Genomic DNA, 19,883 nt, shown 5'->3' on the forward strand with positions numbered 1-19,883 from the left:
ATGGCCGGGCTCGTCCCGGCCATCCACGTCCTAAATCTGGATGAAAAGAAAGACGTGGATGCCCGCGACGAGCGCGGGCATGACGATAGTATTGGGAGAGCGGGTAGAGCTTTAGCTCAGGGCTTCCCGGTCATCTCGGCCGAACTCTTGGCCGCTTCGGCGAGCTTGGCGGAAATCGCCGCCGTCTCCGCCGCCGTGCCCCAGGTCGGCGCATCCTTGCCGTCGCCCCACGCGCGCGGACGATAGAAGGTATGCACGCCATACTTGTACATCTTCTTCATCTCGTTGACCCACGACGGGCGAACCCAATAGGCGTGATAGTGCGTCGACTTGCCGACTTCCGGCAGCCACAGCCGGCCGTCGAGCGTCGCCTGCGCGATCTTCTTCGCGCGCTCCCACATCTCGGGCTCTTTGACCACATCACGGATGCCATCGCAGGCGAAGGTGAACTGGCACGACAGATGGCGATGCGAATTCTGGTAGACGACGCCGCAGACCGTGGTGGGGTAGTAGCCGGAGAACGCGCGGTTCACGACAACCTGCGCCACGGCCATCTGGCCGCGCACCGCCTCGCCTCGCGCTTCAAAGTAGATCGCTTCAGTCAGGCACTTCTCGGACTTCGCGCGCGACTTGGCGTCGAGACCGAGACGCTCCGCCGGCGTTCGCGGACGCTGGCTCTCGCCGGTGACTGCACCCTTGCTAGCGACGCTTTCACCACCGGCCGACGGCGCGGCGGGATCGGCCGGCAATGCGGCAGGCTGCTTCATGTCCGGATCGACGCCGGGGATCACAATGATCGGCTCTTCGCCCGGCTGCCAACGCTCCAGCGATCCGCTCGACATGCCGAGCGAGGAGTTTCCGAAAAACAATGTGGCTGACTGGAACGAAAAACCGTCGCGGTTGAGTTCCGGCGTCACCGCGCTGGCTTCGCTGTTCGCATCCACCGGAGAGGCATTCAGGGGATGATCGGCGGGAAGCCCCTGAAGCGAGGTCGATTCGTATTGCGACAGACGTGGCGCGTTCAGTGCGGCTTCGAGTTCAGCGTCGAGCGGCGCGGCAGGATTCGTGACCGGGGCCGCGTCCGCGGTCTTCGCACCGCGCACCGAAGCGTTTGAATTCGGCTGCTCCTGCGTCGCCTGTGGCGGTGCTTCAGGTGCTGTGGGCTCCGGCGCGCGAACCGGCAGACGGTCGCCCTTCGACGAACGCACAACCTTTGGAAAATCCGATTTTTGCAGCGGCCGCAAAACCTGCCCGAGCGGCTCGTTGCCGATCGAGCCGGTGACGTCGACGCCCTGGCTGTCGAGACTGGCCAGACGATAAGGGGCGGTTTCGGACGTGTGCGTGCCCATCGGGCGCGGCAGATTGAACGACGCGACCTGCAACATGCGGCGCGAGGAGGAGAACATGTGCTGCTGCCAGCGCTCTGCGACGCCGGGCTGGCGCGCCAGCAACGAAGCGATATCCTGATAGCCGATTTCGGTCGGGCTCACTGTCAGAAGACAGAGAACAAAGCCGAAGGGCGCGAACCGCGCGCCCTTCGACCCGTTACGCAACACAGACATCGATACGCTCACGCAACTGTACGCTTATGCACACGCGATCGAACCGCACGTTCAGTACAATCCGATCAATTTCGTTGGTATCGAATTAAAGTTGCCGGGGGGTTAATCGCAGCGGCACGCGCGCCACACGCAAGAGCGCGCTTGAAATCGCATCATCACTTCGCAAGCGTTGGTAAATGGCGCGTCCAGCAATGTGGTAAAAATAACGTCAACGAAAATAATGAACGAGCGGATGCCGCAAAAGCAAATGCCGCCTCCTTGCGGAGACGGCATCCTGTCGTGAAGTGACGGTGGAACTCACGCCTGGCTGGCGACGGCCTTGCCGAGAGCCGCCTGTGCCGCGGCAAGACGCGCGATCGGCACGCGATAAGGCGAACACGACACGTAGTCGAGACCGATCTCATGGCAGAACGCGACCGATGCGGGATCGCCGCCATGCTCGCCGCAAATGCCCATCTTGAGACCGGGACGCACCTTGCGCCCGCGCTGCACGCCGATCTTCACCAGTTCGCCGACGCCGGCGCGATCCACCGAGATGAACGGATCGATCTCGAGGATGCCGCGCGCCACGTAGGTGCCGAGGAAGCTCGCCGCATCGTCGCGGCTGATGCCGTAGGTGGTCTGCGTCAGATCGTTGGTGCCGAACGAGAAGAACTCGGCGGTCTCCGCGATTTCACCGGCCAGCAGACATGCACGCGGCAGTTCGATCATCGTGCCGGTCTGATAGGCGATCTTCACGCCGGTGTCCTTGGACACGGACAGCGCGGTGGCGTCGATGCGCGCCTTGGTGATGTCGAATTCGGCGCGGGTCGCGATCAGCGGCACCATCACCTCGAGACCGACTTGCTTGCCGGTGCGCTTTCCGGCTTCGACGGCGGCCTCGAAAATCGCGCGCGCCTGCATTTCCGCGATTTCCGGATAGGCAATCGCGAGACGGCAGCCGCGGAAGCCGAGCATCGGGTTGAACTCCGCGAGTTCGCGGACGCGGTCGGCGATCCTGCGCGGGTCGGTATTCATCACACGGGCGACTTCCTCGATCTCGCTCTGCGAATGCGGCAGGAACTCGTGCAACGGCGGGTCGAGCAGACGGATCGTGACCGGCAGGCCCTTCATGATCTCGAACAGGTCGACGAAGTCGGCGCGCTGCATCGGCAGCAGCTTCGCCAGCGCCGCGCGGCGCGCGCCCTCGTCCTCGGCGAGAATCATTTCGCGCACGGTACGAATGCGCGTTTCCTCGAAGAACATATGCTCGGTGCGGCAAAGCCCGATGCCCTCGGCGCCGAACTTCAGCGCGGTGCGCGCGTCCGCCGGTGTATCCGCGTTGGTGCGGACCTTGAGCTTGCGAACCTGATCGGCCCAGCCCATCAATGTGGTGAAGTCGCCGGACAGTTCCGGCTCGATCATCGGCATACGTCCGGCCAGCACCTGGCCGAGCGAGCCGTCGATGGTGATGACATCGCCGGCCTTGAAGCTGCGATTGCCGATGGTCATCATGCCACGTCCATAGTCGACGCGGATGGTGCCGCAACCGGACACACAGGGCTTGCCCATGCCGCGCGCGACCACCGCCGCGTGGGAGGTCATGCCGCCGCGCGTGGTGAGAATGCCTTCGGCAGCGTGCATGCCGTGGATGTCTTCCGGCGAGGTCTCGACACGAACCAGAATGACTTTACGTCCATCGGCCTGGAGCTTGGCGGCTTCGTCCGACGAGAACACGATCTCGCCCGCAGCGGCGCCGGGCGAGGCCGGAAGCCCCGTGGCGATAACGTCACGCTTGGCGACCGGATCGATGGTCGGGTGGAGCAACTGATCCAGTGAAGCCGGATCGATGCGCGCGATCGCGTCCTTCTTGGTGATCAGGCCTTCGTTCGCAAGTTCGACCGCGATGCGCAGCGCAGCCTTCGCGGTGCGCTTGCCGTTGCGGGTCTGCAGCATCCACAGCTTGCCCTGCTCGACCGTGAATTCCATGTCCTGCATGTCGCGGTAGTGCTTTTCGAGCTGCGTGTAGATGCGCGTCAGCTCCTTGAACGCATCCGGCATGGCGACTTCCATCGACGCCTTGTCCGAACCGGAATCCTTGCGCGCGTATTCGGTGATGTCCTGCGGCGTGCGGATGCCCGCGACAACGTCCTCGCCCTGCGCGTTGATGAGGAATTCGCCGTAGAGGCGCTTCTCGCCGGTGGACGGGTTGCGCGTAAACGCAACGCCGGTCGCCGAGGTGTCGCCCATGTTGCCGAACACCATCGACTGAATGTTGACGGCTGTGCCCCATGACTCGGGGATATCGTGCAGGCGGCGATAGGTCACCGCGCGCGCATTCATCCATGACGAGAACACGGCGCCGACCGCGCCCCACAACTGCGCGTGCGGGTCCTGCGGAAAGTCATGGCCGGTTTCGCGAGCCACGGCGTCCTTGTATCGGCCGACCAGATCGACCCAGTCGTCCGCGGTCAGTTCGGTGTCGAGCGAATAGCCCTTGCTGTCCTTGTAGGTGTCGAGGATGTCCTCGAAGTGATGATGCTCGAAGCCGAGCACCACGTCCGAATACATCGTGATGAAACGGCGATAGCTGTCATAGGCGAAGCGGCGGTCGCCGGAGAGCGATGCCAGCGCCTCGACGGTCTTGTCGTTGAGGCCGAGGTTGAGCACGGTGTCCATCATGCCCGGCATCGACGCGCGGCCGCCGGAGCGCACCGACACCAGCAGCGGGTTCTTCGCATCGCCGAATGTCTTGCCGGCGATCTGGCCGACGGTGTCCAGCGCCTTCTCGACCTGCGCCTTCAGATCCTTCGGATAGGTTTTGTTGTTGGCGTAGAAGTACGTGCAGACCGACGTCGGGATCGTGAAGCCGGGAGGCACCGGCAATCCGAGATTGGCCATCTCGGCGAGGTTCGCGCCCTTGCCACCGAGCAGGTCGCGCATCCCGGCCTTGCCCTCGGCGCGGCCGTCACCGAATGTGTAAACCCACTTGCCGGCCTTGATGCCGGAAGCCTTGATGCCAGAAGCCTTGGACGCTGGCGCGGATGTCTTCGCGCTTGTCTTGCCAGCTTTGGCCGTTTTCGCTGCGGCTGGCTTCGCTTTCGAAGCCGGTCTGGATTTGGAAACTGATTTTGGAGAGGACTTCGCGGCGGATTTCTTCGATGAGGCTTTGGCCATGGCTTCCAGACGCTGCATGAGTGAAACGGCAGCGGCGTTACACCACGGTTGCCCGTTCGCGCGCAAGCGACTCCCGGCGGATATCCGCGTTTTCGGTCACGGACGGTTACAGATTGTTACAGATTCCGGGAAATTTCGGCTTTTGCCCCGAGAACTGTAACAATCTGTAATGTCCCGTTACTTAATTATCCCCAATCCGATGATGCCGACCAGAATGAGATAGATCGCGACGATGAAATTCAGCAGTCGCGGCATGATGAGAATCAACACGCCGGCAATCAGTGCGACGATCGGCTGAAGGTGGGTGCTGAGTGTCATCTGTTCTCTCCAGGGAGGTGGGTGGCAAGGACGATCTGAAAACGCGAATCGCAAGAAAGTTATCCTCACGCCGCGCGCAGCAACAGCTAATGGCGCAAATGACCTGTTGGTTCCCGTTGGCGCGCGCCTGCCGCTTCATCGCCTGCATTCCCATGAAAATGCCCCGGTGAAATCACATTCGCGCAGGAACGACGAGCGGCGGCATGGATTGTCAATCCGGTCGATCGGCCGTTGCCGGTTTCCAAGCGTGGCCGCATGAGCGCATCAATGCGCGCGGTTCATGCTCCTCGCATAAGGAGAACACCATGCGTACTCCCCTTCTCGCTGCAGCGCTGCTGACAGCCGCCACGGCACTGCCGCTCGCAGCGCACGCTCAGCAGCGCATTATCGTTGAGGAAGGCGTCACGACGGGCCTCGTGGGTCCGGGTGTCGGCATCATCACCGAAGACGAGCGTCCGCGCTTTCGTCAGTACATCGTTCAGGAGCGCGTGCCGTCTTACGCCATCGAGGCTCCGGTGAGGGTCGGCACCGTGCTGCCCGAAGCAGGCGTGACCTATTACGACGTGCCGCAGCAATACGGCGCGACCAGCTATCGATACACCGTTGTCAACGACCGTCCGGTTCTGGTCGAGCCGCGCACCCGCCGCGTGATGCAGGTGATCGACTAGTTGATCGACCAGGCAGTTTCGTTTGTGCGGAACAGGCTCCCCTCCCGTTTTGCACAAGCGGCATGACCCCGCTCCGGCACTCCCGGGCGGGGTTTCTTTGATCCGATGCTTACGATCCCTTCAGGATCGACAGAATGTTGCTGGTGGTCTTGTAGCTCTGGACCAGGTTATCACGGAACGCAGGGCTCCATCCCGATGCCTGACGTTCCTCATCGCTCATCGCCGAATAGCTTTGCAGAATGCCAAGGCTCAGCTGGCTGGGATCGCCGCTCTGCTGGCTCTGCTTTAGCGACGTGAGGATGCTGGCGCGCGTGCGCGAATCCAGTTCCTTCTTGGCCGCATAACTCTCAAGATTTGAGAATTTCTGATCCTGATTGAGCGCGATCGCCGACAGCGAGCGGTTGTCGATCGACGCGAAGTCCACAAGCTGGCCGGTCTTGCGCCCCGGATCGAAAACCAGTTCCTTGCCGGCGGCGGCGGCCACGGCCGCCTGCGCGTCGAGCGTGGCGCGCGCGCCGGTGGCGACATCCGCGAAACTTGCTGTCGATGTCGTGGGCGCCGAGCCGTCCGGATATTGCTTGAAGTAGGCGGCGACCGGATCGCCGGAAATGCCGGACGGCGCCATATCCGGTTTTTGCTTGGCGGCGTCGAAACCCTTCAGCACGGCGGCGCGCTGCGCAGCCCACGTCGCCGTGGCCTTTTCCTCATTGCTCGCGCCATCGAGATAATCCAGCGCGGCCTTGTAGACGACGGTGTAGTTCCTGGTCATCGACGTCGCCGCGGCAGCAGGCGCAAGCGCCGTGTCGAAGCGATTCTGCAACTCGCCGAAAGCGACTGTTTGCTCGTCGGGCGTGAACTTGCCGCCGCTGTTGGTGGCGATCGCAAACAGCGCGCGGCGATCCAGAGATGCCAGATCAATCGTGGTCTTGCCGTCGGCGCCGATCGGGCTGGTGACTTTTGCGTCGGCGTAAAGCTTGTCGAGCGTTACGCGCGCATCATTGGCGACGGTCGTGAAATCCGGAATCGCCGCATCGCTGGCGAGCCTGGCTTTCGCGGCATCCGACAGCGTGAGATTGGTTGCCGCGTTCGGATCGTATGAATTGCTGCTACTGCCTGCGTCCGCCGCGTTGAGCGCATCGGCCAACGACGGCTGCGCGGCGGCAGCCGCACGCGCATAAGCGGAGCCGTATTGGGCGTAAGGATTGGTGCCGGGATTGATCGACGTCATGGGTCGTCCGCCGTTAGCCGCTGTTAACGAAGGTTACCGGAACCTTTCAGAACATGGTTAACGGAAGGTAAACTTCTGCAAGCGTGCATCCAGCCCGCTGCTGTTTCACCTCGCCCCGCTTGCGGGGAGAGGTCGGAGCCGAAGTGCAACGAAGGCTCCGGGTGAGGGGCCAATCTGCGGTCGCGAGACGAAGTTGGCCCTCACCCCAACCCTCTCCCCGCACGCGGGGCGAGGGAGCGCATCGGAAACGCTCTCGCGCTTAATCCTGAATCTTCGAGAAATCCGCCACCGCGCGGGTTGCTTCTCGGATTTCGTTGAGCAGCTTCAGGCGGTTTTCGCGCACGGCCTTGTCGTCGTCGTTGACCTTCACCTTGTCGAAGAAGGCATCGACCGCCGGTCGCAGCTTGGCCATCGCGGTCATTGCCGATGCGAAGTCCTCCTTGGCGACGGCGGCACTGGCCTCGGTCTTCACCTGGGCGATCGCGCTGGCGAGCTTCTTCTCTTCATCGAGTTGATACAGCTTCGCATCGGGCGCGCCGTCGAACTTGCGCTTGTCCTTCTTCTCCTCGATGGCAAGGATGTTCGACGCGCGCTTGGTGCCTGCGAGCAGGTTCTTTCCGTCGTCGCTTTCCAAAAATTTGCCAAGCGCTTCGACACGGCGGACGACCATCAACAGATCATCCTGCCCGCCGAGCGCGAACACGGCGTCCACGAGATCATGGCGTGCGCCCTGTTCGCGTAACTGCGCTTTCAGGCGATCAGCGAAGAAGGTGAGCAGATCGTCGCCGTCATGCGGCTTTGCCGCTTTGGCGAAAGCAGCAAGCAATGGCACCCGGATTCCGTTATCGCTCACAAGGCGGATAACGCCGAGCGCCGCACGACGGAGTGCGAACGGGTCTTTCGATCCCGTCGGCTTCTCATCGATGGACCAGAAGCCAGTCAGAATGTCGAGTTTGTCCGCAAGCGCGACGGCAACCGAAACCGGATCGGTCGGCACGCGATCCGCAGGACCCTGCGGCTTGTAGTGATCTTCCGAGGCGCTCGCGACGGATGCATCGGCGCCCTGCGCCAACGCGTAATACTTGCCCATCAGGCCCTGAAGTTCGGGGAACTCGCCGACAACTTCAGTCAGCAAGTCGGCCTTGGCGAGTTTCGCGGCGGCTTCCACCTTCTTCGGATCAGCCTTCACCAGCGGCGCGAGTTCGACCGCGAGCCGCGTGATGCGCGCGATGCGCTCGGCCTGCGTGCCGAGCTTTTCATGAAACACGATCTGGTCGAACTTCTTCAGCAAATCGTCCGGCGACTTGTCTTTCCAGCTCTTCAGATCGCTTTCATAGAAGAACTTGGCGTCGCTCAACCGCGCGCGGATAACGCGCTCGTTGCCCGCGACGATGGCCTTGCCGCCGTCGCTCGCTTCGATGTTCGCGGTCAGAATGAACTTGTTGGCGAGCTTGCCGGTCTTCGGATCGCGAACGACAAAGCACTTCTGGTTGTTGCGGATGGTGGCGCGGATCACCTCGCCGGGGATCGACAGAAATTCTTCGTCGAACGATCCCATCAGCACCACCGGCCATTCGACCAGGCCCGCCACTTCGTCGAGCAGCACCTGATCCTCGACAAGCTCAAACCCCTGCGCGAAGGCAAGGTTCTTCGCCTCGGTCAGGATGATGTTCTTGCGGCGCTCGGGATCGAGCACGACTTTCGCCGCTTCCAGCTTCGACACGTAATCGTCGAAGCGGCGCACGCTGAATTCGGCGGGCGCCATGAAGCGATGGCCGCGCGTGGTCTGTCCGGCTTCGATGCCGGCGATGTCGAACTTCACGACTTCGGGTTCTTCGGTCTCGATGCCGAAAGTGGCGATGATCGAATGCAGCGGCCGCACCCAGGTCAGCGCGCCGTTCTTCGCGGAGCGCTCGCCCCAGCGCATCTGCTTGGGCCAGGGGAACGTGCGGATGATCAGCGGAATCATCTCCGCGATCACATCGATGGCCGGACGGCCCGGCTTCTCGATCAGCGCGATATAGAAATCGCCCTTCGGGTCGCGCTGGATCTTCGCCTCATCCAGCGACTTGAGGCCGGTCGCCTTGAGAAAGCCCTGCACGGCCGCATCGGGCGCGCCCATCTTCGGGCCCTTGCGCTCCTGCTTGAGGTCGGGCTGGCGCACAGGAATGCCGTGCACGGTCAGCGCGAGGCGGCGCGGCGTCACGAACGCTTTCGCGCCCTCATAAACGAGACCTTCGGCGACCAGCTTGTCGGTCACCATGCGGCGCAGGTCTTCCGCCGCCTTCGCCTGCATGCGCGCGGGAATTTCTTCGGAGAACAGTTCGAGGAGAAGATCAGGCATCTTACGCCACCCTGCCCGCTTCGGTGTGCATCCATGCCTGGCCGCAGGCTTTCGCAAGCTCGCGCACGCGCAGGATGTAGCTCTGGCGCTCGGTGACCGAGATCACGCCGCGCGCATCGAGCAGATTGAACACGTGGCTCGCCTTGATGCACTGGTCGTAGGCCGGCAGCGCCATCAGGTGCGCCTCGCGCTTGCCATCCTGCCAGCCCGCCTCGAGATATTTCTTGCAAGCTTCTTCCGCCATCGAGAATTGCTTGAACAGCATGTCCGCGTCGGAGTGCTCGAAATTGTGCCGCGAGTATTCCTGCTCCGCTTGCAGGAACACGTCGCCATAGGTGACCTTCTCGTCACCGTCGCGGCCGTTGAAGTTGAGATCGTAAACGCGATCGACGCCCTGCACATACATCGCGAGGCGTTCGAGGCCGTAAGTGAGTTCGCCCGCCACCGGCGCGCATTCGACGCCCGCGACCTGCTGAAAGTAAGTGAACTGCGAGACTTCCATGCCGTCGCACCAGCATTCCCAGCCGAGGCCCCACGCGCCCAGCGTCGGGCTCTCCCAGTCGTCCTCGACGAAACGCACATCGTGCAGATGCAGATCGACACCGATGGCTTCGAGCGACTTGAGATAGAGACCCTGAATGTCCGGCGGCGACGGCTTCAGGATCACCTGAAACTGATAGTAGTGCTGCAGGCGGTTCGGGTTCTCGCCGTAACGGCCGTCCTTCGGGCGGCGCGACGGCTGCACGTAAGCCGCGTTCCAGCGCTTCGGGCCGAGCGCGCGCAGCGTCGTCGCCGGATGGAACGTGCCCGCGCCCACTTCCATGTCGTAGGGCTGCAGGATGACGCAGCCATGGTCGGCCCAGTAACGCTGCAGCGTCAGGATCAGGCCCTGAAACGAGCGTTCGGGACGCATGTGCGGAGGCAGGGAATCCATCGGACGTCTTTGATCTTTGGCAGGGGGTGATTTGCGCGCGGACCGTATCGGCGCGGGCTAACGGAATCAAGGCGATAGCCTCAATTCCTGCCGGAATCGGCGCAATTTTAGCGGTCCCCCGAACGCCGGTTTAACCGCGCGAATGAACAGGCGCCCGCGCGTTCGTCTTTATTAGCAACCTCCCCTTAGCAAGGTCGCCATTGCAACCAACGGCCGGGTTTAACCGGCGGTGCTTTTGACGGGGATGGCAATGATTGTGTTTCAGGTTCTGCTTGCGGCCGCCGTGATGGCTGCGCTCTGCATCATGACCATCAACGACGTGCGCAGGCACGGCTGATCGTCTCGTACCCCGCTTTCGCGATCATGGCCTGTAGGTCCCGGTCTCGGGATCGCGGCGGAGTTTTGGAAGGCTCTCCTGCTCGGCGGGTTTGGCCTTGCGCGCATCGTCGAGTTCGCGATTGATGCGCTTGCCCTCGCGCACCGCGAAACGCACCAATGCCGCGCCACCCAGAATTCCGGCGGCAATCAGGATCAGCGGCGGCATCGTCGGTCTCCCGTTCTACAAACCGTAACGCGCCCAGACCGCGCGTTCTTCCAGCGTCGAAATCAGATCCTGTGAAAATCCCGTGAAGTCCAGCACGGACGATCCCGCGCCGGGCTTGCGGCCTGCAAGGCCCGACAGCAGTCCTGTCGGCGGCGCGATCACCGGCATCTGAACTTTCTCGCCGTATCGCGCGCGCAGCACGGTGCGCAAGTCGCCGATGGCATCGGCCAGACCGAGTTTCACCGCGCGCTCGCCCGCCCAGTATTCGCCGGTGAAAAGATAATCGCCTTCACCCTTGAGCCGCGCGCCGCGGCTGTCCTTCACCAGCGTGATGAAGGTGTCGTGGATCTCGCGCTGGATCGCCTTCAGCCGCGCGACATCCTCGGGGTTCTCCGGCAGGAACGGATCGAGCGTCGCCTTGTGATCGCCCGACGTATAGAGCCTGCGCTCGATACCGACCTTCTTGATCAGTTCGGTAAAACCGAACGTGCCGCCGACCACGCCGATCGAGCCGACGATAGACGACGGATCGCAGAAAATCTCATCGCCCGCGCACGCGATCATGTAGCCGCCGGATGCCGCCACATCCTCGACGAACACCAGCACGCGCAGTTTCTTCTCGGCGGCGAGCTGGCGGATGCGCTGATAGATCTGCCGCGACTGAACCGGCGAGCCGCCGGGCGAATTGATCACCAGCGCGACCGCTTTTGCGCCCTTGGTTGCGAAGGCGCGCTCCAGCGTCCGGGACACGCCGGACAGCGACATACCCGGCCGCAGCGGCGTCACCGCGCCGATCACACCAGACAAACGCACCACGGGCACCACCGCCCCGCCGCGCCATCGCGCCGGCAGCAGATTTCTCAATCTCGCGCCAAAGTGATCTCTGCCGTCATTCTCGGCCATGGAAAGCCCTTCATGTTCACGGTTTATTATTCGGTAACTGGCATCAGGAGCCATCAGCACATTCGACAATCGTTAAGCACGTCGTTTGTGCCGAAATTCCGTCTAAATATCTGATCGGACGGGATTTCCTTGAATTCTCCGGTTATTCGCCGGAGCGCGGCAAAACTGGAACGCACTTTGCTTTGCAACAATCACAACGGTTGCAGCAGCGCAGCCCTAAAGGTGCAAAAATGAAGATTTACCTCCTGATCTTGCTGATTAGCGTTCTCCTGACGACCATCCACTTCACCCAGGTGCCCGAAAAGGGACCAAAATCGGTAACCCAATAAGCAGACTGCTGGCCCGCTGAGCATTCAGCGGTCGGCATTCAACAGTTTATGGCGCCTTCGCCATCGGCAATGTGGCCTTTCCGCCCAGGATGGCCTGAGCTTTCGCTCCTGCTTCCCCATTCGTATCCAGAAGCACAAGGTCAGCGTGCAGCACCAGCGGCGCCCGTCCGCCTTTGACGGCGCTGACCAGCACACGGATCGCAGCCGCGCCAGGAGTGGGATGAACCGGCAGGATTTCGACGCTGCCGAATCCGCGTGCCAGCGCGGTCAACACCTCGGCCAGTCCGTCCGCCCGCCAGATCAGCGTCAGCGTCCCGCCGGATTTCAGCACGCGCCGCGCGGCATGGGTCCACTTTTCCAGCGTGTCGGCAGCCGCCACATGCGCAACCGCCCGCGCAGGGTCCGGTGAGGGCCGATGCCGACCCGCGTCGTGGAACGGCGGATTCATCAGCACCACATCGGCGCTGTCAGGACCAAGTCCAGACGCCGCGAAAGCATCGGCGCTGCCGGTGACATCGAGCATTGCGACATGCGCGTTGATGCCATTCACGTCCGCATTGGCGCGCGCCAATGACGCAAGCGCCGCATCGATCTCAACGAGCACCAGATCGACATTGGCGACGCGGCGGGCCACGCTGAGCCCCGCGGCACCGACGCCAGCGCCGAATTCCACCACGCGATGTCCGGGCCGCGCGGGCGCGGCTGCCGCGAGCAAGATCGCGTCATGACCCGCGCGATGGCCGCGCACCGGCTGACGCAGCCGCAATTGCCCGCCGAGAAACAGATCGTCCGTGACGCCAGTTGCCGGATTGGGGGCGGCGGGATCAGTCATTGTCCCGCAACTCATGGGCGAGGCCAGCATCGGAGAGCAGTTGCCGGGCTGCCATATTGTCGTCCTCATGGACGAGGATGCGCCGGGGGAGAACGCCCAGCGATCCGTCCATGATGCTCATGTTATTATCGAGAACGAGATGATGGATATTGGCCCCGTCCAGCAATGCGCCGATCGCAGACACCAGCACCACATCGTTGGTCCGCACCAGTTCCTTCAAAGCAGCCGTCTCCCGCAGTTGGAAACGATCCGGGAGGCCCGTTCGTTGCTCTTGCCGCATCGCACGGCAGTTTCTATTGTGCCCCTAAATTCATCCGGAGACCGGACGTGGCGGTTATTGTACCCTTTGAGAGCCACTCGACGCCATCGATAGATCGGCTTGTCGAGCTTGTTGCGTCCGACATGGAGCGCGTCAACAGCACCATTTTGTCGCGAACCGGCTCGGAAGTCACGATGATCCCCGAGGTCGCCAATCACCTGATTTCGTCGGGCGGCAAGCGTCTGCGTCCGATGCTGACGCTGGCGATGGCCAACCTCACCGGCTACACGGGCGAAGGCCATATCAAGCTCGCCGCGGCCGTGGAGTTCATGCACACCGCGACGCTGCTGCATGACGACGTGGTGGACGAAAGCGAATTGCGGCGGGGCAAGCTCTCCGCGCGCATGCTGTGGGGCAACGAGGCCAGCGTGCTGGTCGGCGACTTCCTGCTCGGGCAGGCATTCCGGATGATGGTCGAAGTCGGCTCGCTGCGCGCGCTCGACATCCTGTCGTCGGCGGCCGCCACCATCGCCGAGGGCGAGGTGATGCAGCTTGCGGCGGCGAAAAACACCGCCACCACCGAGGACGAATATCTCGCCGTGATCCGCGGCAAGACGGCTGAACTGTTCGCGGCGGCCTGTGAAGTCGGTCCCGTGATCGCCAACCGCCCGAAGGCCGAACAGACCGCCTGCCGCTCGGTCGGCATGAATCTCGGCATCGCGTTCCAGCTCGTCGACGACGTGCTGGATTACGGCGGCAAGGCCGCCAAGCTCGGCAAGAACCTCGGCGACGATTTCCGCGAAGGCAAGATCACGCTGCCGGTGGTGCTGGCGTTCCGCCGCGGCAACGACGTCGAGCGCGCATTCTGGATCCGCACCCTGGAGAAGGGCGAGATCGCGGACGGCGATCTCGATCACGCCATCGGCCTGATGACCAAGCATCGCACGCTCGAAGACGCGATGAACCGCGCCCAGCATTACGGCGCCATGGCCGTCGACGCGCTGGCGCTGTTTCCGTCATCGCCGATGAAGACCGCGCTCGAGCAGGTCGTCGCGTTCTGCCTCGCGCGCTCGCACTAGCTTCTTTTCAGCTCAGCACGCCGGCATGAACCCACCAGCCGGGGTGGGCTTGCGAAATGGCTTTCGCTGCCTGGCCCGCATCGCCGATGGTCTGGAAGATCGCAAAGCACGTCGCGCCCGAACCCGACATGCGCGCGAGCCGCACACCCTCCGTCGCACGCAGCGCTTCCAGCACATCACCAATGATCGGTTCGACTTTCAGCGCCGGCCGCTCCAGATCGTTGGTGCCTCTTCCAATCGCATCGAGCCACGCATCGAATGACGCACCGTCCGCCGGCCAGCCGGGTGACAGCATCACGTCGCCCGCGCCCGCAAGAAATTCGCCCTTGCCGAGCCCGAGAGCCGCGAACACATCCTTGGTCGCGACGCCGACGCGCGGATTGACCATCACGCATGGCATCGACGGCACGTCGAGCATCGACAGATTTTCGCCCACGCCGGTCATTGTGCAGGCCTTTGAAGCGAGACACACCGGAATGTCTGCGCCGGTTTCGCGCGCGACATCGACAATGCGCTGATCATCGCTTGCAATGCCGTTCGCCTGCGCCAGCAGCCGCAAGGCCGCCGCTGCGTCCGCCGAACCACCGCCGATGCCGGCCGCGACGGGCAGATGCTTGTCCAGCGTGAAGTGTCCAAGCGTCAGGCCGGGAATGCGCTCGCCGAGCAGCCGCGCCGCGCGAATGACCAGATTGTCGGCAGTATCTCCACAGGCCTCTGCTCCGGGACCGCCGGTCGAAAGATCGAGTTGCGGACCGGGCGTCAGCGTCAGCGTGTCCGCGCAGTCGGCGAACACCACGAGGCTTTCGATGTCATGATAACCGTCGGCGCGGCGGCCGAGAACGCGCAAAGTCAGGTTGACCTTGGCGCGGGCGGTTTCGGTCAGAAGGGTCATCGAGTTTCCGCCATTCCAGGCAACGACATATCGCGCACAGATTTGGCCTGCGCGCGCTCAGGAAGCTCAATGGTTATTGAGGAAGATGGATTGCCGGGTCAAGCCCGGCAATGACATGGAGGGACGCCGATCGTTGACGGCCGAAAGAACGGCCTGGATCAGCCGCCCCGGCCGTCTTCTTTCTTCTTCTCGGCGGCGGCCGCGTTCGAGGTATCCTCCGGCAGGCCGTCACGCAGCTTGGCCTCGATCTTCGGCAGCTCTTCCGCCTCGGGCTTGAGATCGCGCGCATGAGCCCACTGGAATTTCGCCTCAAGCGTCCGCCCGACGCGCCAGTAGGCGTCGCCAAGATGGTCGTTGATCGTCGGATCTTCCGGCTTGAGATCGATCGCGCGTTCGAGATTCTTCACGGCGTTCTCGTAGTCGGCGATGCGGTAGTAAGCCCAGCCCAGCGAATCCACGATGTAACCGTCATCCGGCCGCTGCTCGACCGCGCGGCGGATCATCTTCATGGCTTCATCGAGATTGATGCCCTGATCGATCCACGAATAGCCGAGATAGTTGAGAACGTGCGGCTGCTCGGGCTGCATCTCGAGCGCCTTCTTGAGATCGGCCTCGGCCTTCGACCACTGCTTCGAGCGCTCGCCGCAAATGCCGCGGAAGTAATAGAACACCCAGTTCGGCTTCTCCGTTCCGGCCTGGACCTCGATGCCCTTGCCGTAGGTCTCGCTGCAATCCTCGAACTTCTTGCGCGCACGCTCGATGTTGCCGAGCGCCATGATCGCCTCAAGGTCCTTCGGATCGTCGGCAACGACGGCCTTCAGAATCTTGATGCCTTCATCGGTGCGATCGACGGCGTCGAGATCGGTCGCAAGCTGGATCTGTGCGTTGCGCTTGAGCGGCGACGTCGCGGGGACGCGCTCATACACCTTGATCGCCATCTGCGGCTTCTTCACGGATTCATAGAGATCCGCCAGCGAAAGCAGCGCGAGAGAATGGTTCGGGTTGAGGTAAAGCGCGAGCTGAAGATAGACCAGCGCGAGATCCTCACCGCCGCGGCGCGTGAGCGACGCGCCGATGCCGTACAGCGCCTCGGCCGCGCCCTGCTGCGGCGTTTCCGCCAGCGGCGACAGCTTCTTGCCTGCCTTGGTTTCGCGGATGCCTTCCACCACCAGCGGATGGCGCGCGAGCTTCTTGTCGAAACCCTCATAGATGGCGGTCGCAGCCGCCGCGTCCTTGTTGCGCGACAGCCAGCGCGCATAGGCGTCCGACACCCGCAGCGCGGAATCGTCGAGCTTGTAGGCGCGCTCGAAGCGAACGCCCGCGTCCTTCTGCTTGTTGGCAAGCTCAAGGATCATGCCGGTGTGGAGATCCTTGAAGATCGGATACCATTCCGGTCCCGCCAGCTTGTCGATATTGGCGACCGCCGCCTGCGTGTTGCCTGCGCCGTAGCTCGCCCATCCCGACAGCAGCGTCGCAACCAGATCGGTGATCGGCCCGCGGATCGACTGATTGATGTTCTGCTGGGCGGCGGCGTACTGCTTCTGACGCAGCGAGCGCACGCCCGCGACCAGCCGCGCGACGCGATTGTTCTTGTCGATGGTCAGAATGCGATCGGCGAGCTTCACGGCCTCGTCGATGTCGCCATCGGCGAGCGACGCGATGAAGGCGCGGTCGAGCAGTTCGTTGTTCTTCGGATCGGAGCGCAGCGCCGCGCGGTAGAATGCAGCGGCTGCGGTAGCGTCGCGGTCGACGCTGGCGTGACGCGCGGCGAGATAGCTGCCGGACACGGTCAGGCCGATCAGATCACGCGAGGTCGGGAACGTTGCCTGCTTGGCGTCTTCGCTGGCGCTGGTGCGGGTTTGCGCGGCGAGCGGACCGGCATAGGCCAGCACCGACGTCAGAGCGAGTGTGGCAACGGCCACGCGACTGAAACGACCTTGGAACATCACGCTCGCCGGCTCCATGATTGGGGTGTGCGACCGGTCAGGCCAGCAGCATCGGGACAATGGCTCTTTTGGCTGTCATCCGCAAGGATTCGAGCCGTCAAACGACGAGCCCAGCCAGTGTGGCGCAATCGTGACGATCCGCCATCCTCGCGCAATCGTGCTTACATTGACTGATAATTAGGCCCGCCGCCGCCCTCGGGCGGAACCCATGTAATATTACCGTTCGGGTCTTTCACGTCGCAGGTTTTGCAGTGGACGCAGTTCTGGGCGTTGATCTGGAAACGCGGCCCGGACGATTCCTCGACCCATTCGTAAACGCCTGCGGGGCAGTAGCGATTCGAAGGACCGGCGAACACGTCGTGCTCCGAGGTCTTTTGCAGGTTCATGTCCGCCACCTTGAGATGGATCGGCTGATCCTCCTCATGGTTGGTGTTGGACAGGAAGACCGACGACAACTTGTCGAAGGTCAGCTTGCCGTCCGGCTTCGGGCCGGCAATCGGCGCATGCGCCTTGGCAGGATCCAGCGTCTTGCGATCGGGCTTGGCGTGCGACAGCGTGCCGAACAGCGAAAAGCCGAACAGTGTGTTGGTCCACATGTCGATACCGCCAAGGCCAACGCCGACGATGGTGCCGAACTTCGACCACAGCGGCTTGACGTTGCGGACCTTGAACAGGTCCTTGCCGACCGCCGAATCGCGCCAGCCGTTTTCGTATTCGACGATTTCATCGTTGGCGCGCCCGGCCGCGAGCGCCGCCGCGACATGTTCCGCCGCCTGCATCCCGGTGCCCATCGCGTTGTGGACGCCCTTGATGCGCGGCACGTTGACGAAACCGGCCGCGCAGCCGATCAGCGCGCCGCCCTTGAAGGTCAGGCGCGGCACCGACTGGTAGCCGCCTTCGGTGATCGCGCGCGCGCCATAGGCGATGCGCTTGGCGCCCTCGAAAACGCCGCTGATCTTCGGATGGGTCTTGAAGCGCTGGAATTCATCGAACGGCGAAAGGTAAGGATCGTCGTAGTTCAGATGCACGACGAAACCGACGGCGACGAGGTTCTCGTTGTAGTGATAAAGGAACGATCCGCCGCCGGTGGACATGTTCAGCGGCCAGCCGAAGGAATGCTGGATCAGCCCCTTCTTGTGTTTCGCCGGATCGATCTGCCAGACCTCCTTGAGGCCGATGCCGAACTTCGACGGCTCAGAATCCTTGTCGAGCGCGAACTTCGCGATCAGCTGCTTGGTGAGAGAACCGCGCGCACCTTCCGCGAACAGCGTGTACTTGCCGAGCAATTCCATGCCGCGCGTGTAGGACGCCTTGTGCGAACCGTCGCGCGCCACGCCCATGTCGCCGGTGGCGATGCCGCGCACCTCGCCATTTTCACCGTAGAGCACCTCGACCGCGGCGAAGCCGGGATAGATTTCAACGCCGAGCGCTTCCGCGCGCGGGCCGAGCCAGCGGCACACGTCGCCGAGCGAGCCGATGAAGCAGTGATGGTTGTTCATCAGCGGCGGCATCATGAAGTTTGGCAGCTTGATCGCGGAGCTACCCGTCATCCAGAAGAACTGGTCGTCCTTCACCTGCGTCTTCAGCGGACAGTCGGCGTCGTCGCGCCAGTCCGGGATCAGCTTGTCGAGCGAGACCGGATCGATCACAGCACCCGACAGAATATGCGCACCGACTTCCGAACCCTTCTCGACCACGACAACCGTCAGTTCCGGGTTGATCTGCTTCAGCCGGATGGCGGCCGCCAGACCCGATGGCCCTGCTCCGACGATCACAACGTCGAATTCCATGGAATCGCGCGGCGGAAGCGGCTCGGTGCTCATGATGTCATCTCGAAATGGCGTTTCAGAATGTTTCTAAGCATGGTTCTTCCCGATTTTCAGCGCAAGAACAACCCCGTTTCGCTGCAGCGCGATCCGTCCTAGATTGACGCCGTGCCGATGTCAGAACCCACGCCTACAGCCCGCGAACTTCTCGCCTTCTATCTGGAGGCCGGGGTCGATTGCGCGTTGTCGGATACCCCCGTCGATCGCCTGTCGGAAGAGCCGGCGGCGGAGGAAAAGCCGGCAGCCAAGCCCGCACTGTTCCGCACTGCGAACCCTGTTCCTCCGCCGATTCCGGCCGGGCCTGTGCCCGCGCCGGACGCCGCGATCATGTCGGCGCGCGAGATTGCGCCCCAGGCGGCATCGCTTGCGGAACTGCGCGCGTTGCTCGAGCGCTTCGACGGCTGCGCGCTGAAATCGACCGCGACGCGGCTGGTGTTCGCCGACGGCAACCCGGAAGCGAAAATCATGTTCGTCGGCGAAGCGCCAGGACGCGACGAGGATCTGGAAGGACTGCCGTTCGTCGGCCGCTCCGGCAAGCTGCTCGACCTGATGATGGCCGCCATCGGCCTCAACCGCAGCAATGCCTATATCGCCAACATCATCCCGTGGCGGCCGCCGGGCAATCGCGATCCATCGCCGCAGGAAACGCAGATCTGCCTGCCCTTCATTCGGCGGCAGATCGAACTCGTCGATCCCGATGTGCTGGTGTGTCTCGGCAAGCCGTCGTCACAGGCCGTGCTCGATCTCAAGGACGGCATCATGAAAACCCGCGGCCGATGGTTCGACTACGACACCGGCAAGCGAACGATCAAGGCGATGGCGACATTCCATCCGGCGTATCTGTTGCGGCAGCCGAGCTACAAGCGCCTGACATGGCAGGACCTGCGCGCGGTGCAAAAAGCGCTTCAGGGCTGACGGCGCTGACGCTCAGCTAACCTTCCTCATTCTTTCGATCGCGTCTTCTTTGGATCGCACCCGGGCTTTGCATGACGGCCATCACGGGATTGCACGTGGAAGAATCTCCTATTTCCATCCATAAGCATGAAAGAAATAACCAAGAAAC

General features: G+C 62.8%; 16 protein-coding genes. 3 read left to right on the plus strand and 13 right to left on the minus strand.

Annotated elements, in window-relative coordinates:
* Positions 1-116: 116 nt before the first annotated feature.
* The 3 genes from AC07UB_RS19445 to AC07UB_RS19455 form a co-directional block, all read right to left on the minus strand.
* A complete protein-coding gene (locus tag AC07UB_RS19445; RefSeq protein ID WP_494653976.1) occupies positions 117-1,562 on the minus strand; it encodes a cell wall hydrolase in 1,446 nt (481 codons plus the stop codon).
* Positions 1,563-1,859: 297 nt separating this feature from the next.
* Positions 1,860-4,736, minus strand: a complete 2,877-nt coding sequence (gene ppdK, locus AC07UB_RS19450) for a pyruvate, phosphate dikinase (RefSeq protein ID WP_492792149.1) — start codon at positions 4,734-4,736, stop codon at positions 1,860-1,862.
* Between the two features lie 159 nt (positions 4,737-4,895).
* Positions 4,896-5,036: a DUF3096 domain-containing protein gene (locus AC07UB_RS19455; RefSeq protein WP_492792148.1), complete on the minus strand. Its 141-nt coding sequence runs from the start codon at positions 5,034-5,036 to the stop codon at positions 4,896-4,898.
* Between the two features lie 305 nt (positions 5,037-5,341).
* Here AC07UB_RS19455 and AC07UB_RS19460 point away from each other — a divergent pair, with 305 nt between their 5' ends.
* Positions 5,342-5,704 carry a DUF1236 domain-containing protein gene (locus AC07UB_RS19460; RefSeq protein ID WP_492792147.1) on the plus strand — a complete coding sequence of 121 codons (363 nt, stop codon included), beginning with the start codon at positions 5,342-5,344 and terminating at the stop codon, positions 5,702-5,704.
* A 109-nt stretch (positions 5,705-5,813) separates the two neighbouring features.
* Here the strand turns inward: AC07UB_RS19460 and AC07UB_RS19465 are convergent, their stop codons facing one another.
* The 7 genes from AC07UB_RS19465 to AC07UB_RS19495 form a co-directional block, all read right to left on the minus strand.
* Positions 5,814-6,932, minus strand: a complete 1,119-nt coding sequence (locus AC07UB_RS19465) for a hypothetical protein (RefSeq protein ID WP_492792146.1) — start codon at positions 6,930-6,932, stop codon at positions 5,814-5,816.
* Positions 6,933-7,191: 259 nt separating this feature from the next.
* A complete protein-coding gene (gene glyS, locus AC07UB_RS19470) occupies positions 7,192-9,276 on the minus strand; it encodes a glycine--tRNA ligase subunit beta (RefSeq protein ID WP_492792145.1) in 2,085 nt (694 codons plus the stop codon).
* 1 nt (position 9,277) lies between these two features.
* Positions 9,278-10,210, minus strand: a complete 933-nt coding sequence (locus AC07UB_RS19475; protein WP_492792144.1) for a glycine--tRNA ligase subunit alpha — start codon at positions 10,208-10,210, stop codon at positions 9,278-9,280.
* 361 nt (positions 10,211-10,571) lie between these two features.
* Positions 10,572-10,754 (minus strand): hypothetical protein, encoded by a 183-nt coding sequence (locus AC07UB_RS19480; RefSeq protein ID WP_492792143.1) that lies wholly within the window; start codon positions 10,752-10,754, stop codon positions 10,572-10,574.
* A 15-nt stretch (positions 10,755-10,769) separates the two neighbouring features.
* Positions 10,770-11,657 carry a S49 family peptidase gene (locus AC07UB_RS19485; RefSeq protein ID WP_492792142.1) on the minus strand — a complete coding sequence of 296 codons (888 nt, stop codon included), beginning with the start codon at positions 11,655-11,657 and terminating at the stop codon, positions 10,770-10,772.
* A gap of 375 nt (positions 11,658-12,032) precedes the next feature.
* Positions 12,033-12,818: a tRNA1(Val) (adenine(37)-N6)-methyltransferase gene (locus tag AC07UB_RS19490; RefSeq protein WP_494653972.1), complete on the minus strand. Its 786-nt coding sequence runs from the start codon at positions 12,816-12,818 to the stop codon at positions 12,033-12,035.
* Positions 12,811-13,038: a putative signal transducing protein gene (locus AC07UB_RS19495; protein ID WP_492792140.1), complete on the minus strand. Its 228-nt coding sequence runs from the start codon at positions 13,036-13,038 to the stop codon at positions 12,811-12,813. Before AC07UB_RS19495 ends, AC07UB_RS19490 begins: the two co-directional genes overlap by 8 nt.
* 107 nt (positions 13,039-13,145) lie before the next feature.
* On the opposite strand from AC07UB_RS19495, the gene AC07UB_RS19500 reads away from it, so the two are divergent.
* Positions 13,146-14,156 carry a polyprenyl synthetase family protein gene (locus AC07UB_RS19500; protein ID WP_492792139.1) on the plus strand — a complete coding sequence of 337 codons (1,011 nt, stop codon included), beginning with the start codon at positions 13,146-13,148 and terminating at the stop codon, positions 14,154-14,156.
* Between the two features lie 7 nt (positions 14,157-14,163).
* Here AC07UB_RS19500 and AC07UB_RS19505 read toward each other — a convergent pair whose 3' ends face one another.
* From AC07UB_RS19505 to AC07UB_RS19515, 3 genes are all read right to left on the minus strand, one after another.
* On the minus strand, positions 14,164-15,048 hold the full coding sequence (locus AC07UB_RS19505) for a 4-(cytidine 5'-diphospho)-2-C-methyl-D-erythritol kinase (protein ID WP_492792138.1): 885 nt from the start codon (positions 15,046-15,048) through the stop codon (positions 14,164-14,166).
* A 158-nt stretch (positions 15,049-15,206) separates the two neighbouring features.
* On the minus strand, positions 15,207-16,994 hold the full coding sequence (locus AC07UB_RS19510) for a tetratricopeptide repeat protein (protein ID WP_492792137.1): 1,788 nt from the start codon (positions 16,992-16,994) through the stop codon (positions 15,207-15,209).
* 161 nt (positions 16,995-17,155) lie between these two features.
* Positions 17,156-18,817: an electron transfer flavoprotein-ubiquinone oxidoreductase gene (locus AC07UB_RS19515; RefSeq protein WP_494653968.1), complete on the minus strand. Its 1,662-nt coding sequence runs from the start codon at positions 18,815-18,817 to the stop codon at positions 17,156-17,158.
* A 117-nt stretch (positions 18,818-18,934) separates the two neighbouring features.
* On the opposite strand from AC07UB_RS19515, the gene AC07UB_RS19520 reads away from it, so the two are divergent.
* On the plus strand, positions 18,935-19,735 hold the full coding sequence (locus tag AC07UB_RS19520; RefSeq protein WP_492792135.1) for a uracil-DNA glycosylase: 801 nt from the start codon (positions 18,935-18,937) through the stop codon (positions 19,733-19,735).
* Positions 19,736-19,883: the final 148 nt, after the last annotated feature.

This window comes from Afipia sp. GW821-FHT04G03, from assembly GCF_059419985.1.

Coding starts and splice junctions, on each gene's coding strand:
- AC07UB_RS19480 (WP_492792143.1), bottom strand. CDS start 10,754: ATGCCGCCGCTGATCCTGATTGCCGCCGGAATTCTGGGTGGCGCGGCA.
- AC07UB_RS19520 (WP_492792135.1), top strand. CDS start 18,935: ATGTCAGAACCCACGCCTACAGCCCGCGAACTTCTCGCCTTCTATCTG.
- AC07UB_RS19515 (WP_494653968.1), bottom strand. CDS start 18,817: ATGAGCACCGAGCCGCTTCCGCCGCGCGATTCCATGGAATTCGACGTT.
- AC07UB_RS19460 (WP_492792147.1), top strand. CDS start 5,342: ATGCGTACTCCCCTTCTCGCTGCAGCGCTGCTGACAGCCGCCACGGCA.
- AC07UB_RS19445 (WP_494653976.1), bottom strand. CDS start 1,562: ATGTCTGTGTTGCGTAACGGGTCGAAGGGCGCGCGGTTCGCGCCCTTC.
- AC07UB_RS19455 (WP_492792148.1), bottom strand. CDS start 5,036: ATGACACTCAGCACCCACCTTCAGCCGATCGTCGCACTGATTGCCGGC.
- AC07UB_RS19510 (WP_492792137.1), bottom strand. CDS start 16,994: ATGTTCCAAGGTCGTTTCAGTCGCGTGGCCGTTGCCACACTCGCTCTG.
- ppdK (WP_492792149.1), bottom strand. CDS start 4,736: ATGCAGCGTCTGGAAGCCATGGCCAAAGCCTCATCGAAGAAATCCGCC.
- AC07UB_RS19490 (WP_494653972.1), bottom strand. CDS start 12,818: ATGACTGATCCCGCCGCCCCCAATCCGGCAACTGGCGTCACGGACGAT.
- AC07UB_RS19465 (WP_492792146.1), bottom strand. CDS start 6,932: ATGACGTCGATCAATCCCGGCACCAATCCTTACGCCCAATACGGCTCC.
- glyS (WP_492792145.1), bottom strand. CDS start 9,276: ATGCCTGATCTTCTCCTCGAACTGTTCTCCGAAGAAATTCCCGCGCGC.
- AC07UB_RS19475 (WP_492792144.1), bottom strand. CDS start 10,210: ATGGATTCCCTGCCTCCGCACATGCGTCCCGAACGCTCGTTTCAGGGC.
- AC07UB_RS19485 (WP_492792142.1), bottom strand. CDS start 11,657: ATGGCCGAGAATGACGGCAGAGATCACTTTGGCGCGAGATTGAGAAAT.
- AC07UB_RS19505 (WP_492792138.1), bottom strand. CDS start 15,048: ATGACCCTTCTGACCGAAACCGCCCGCGCCAAGGTCAACCTGACTTTG.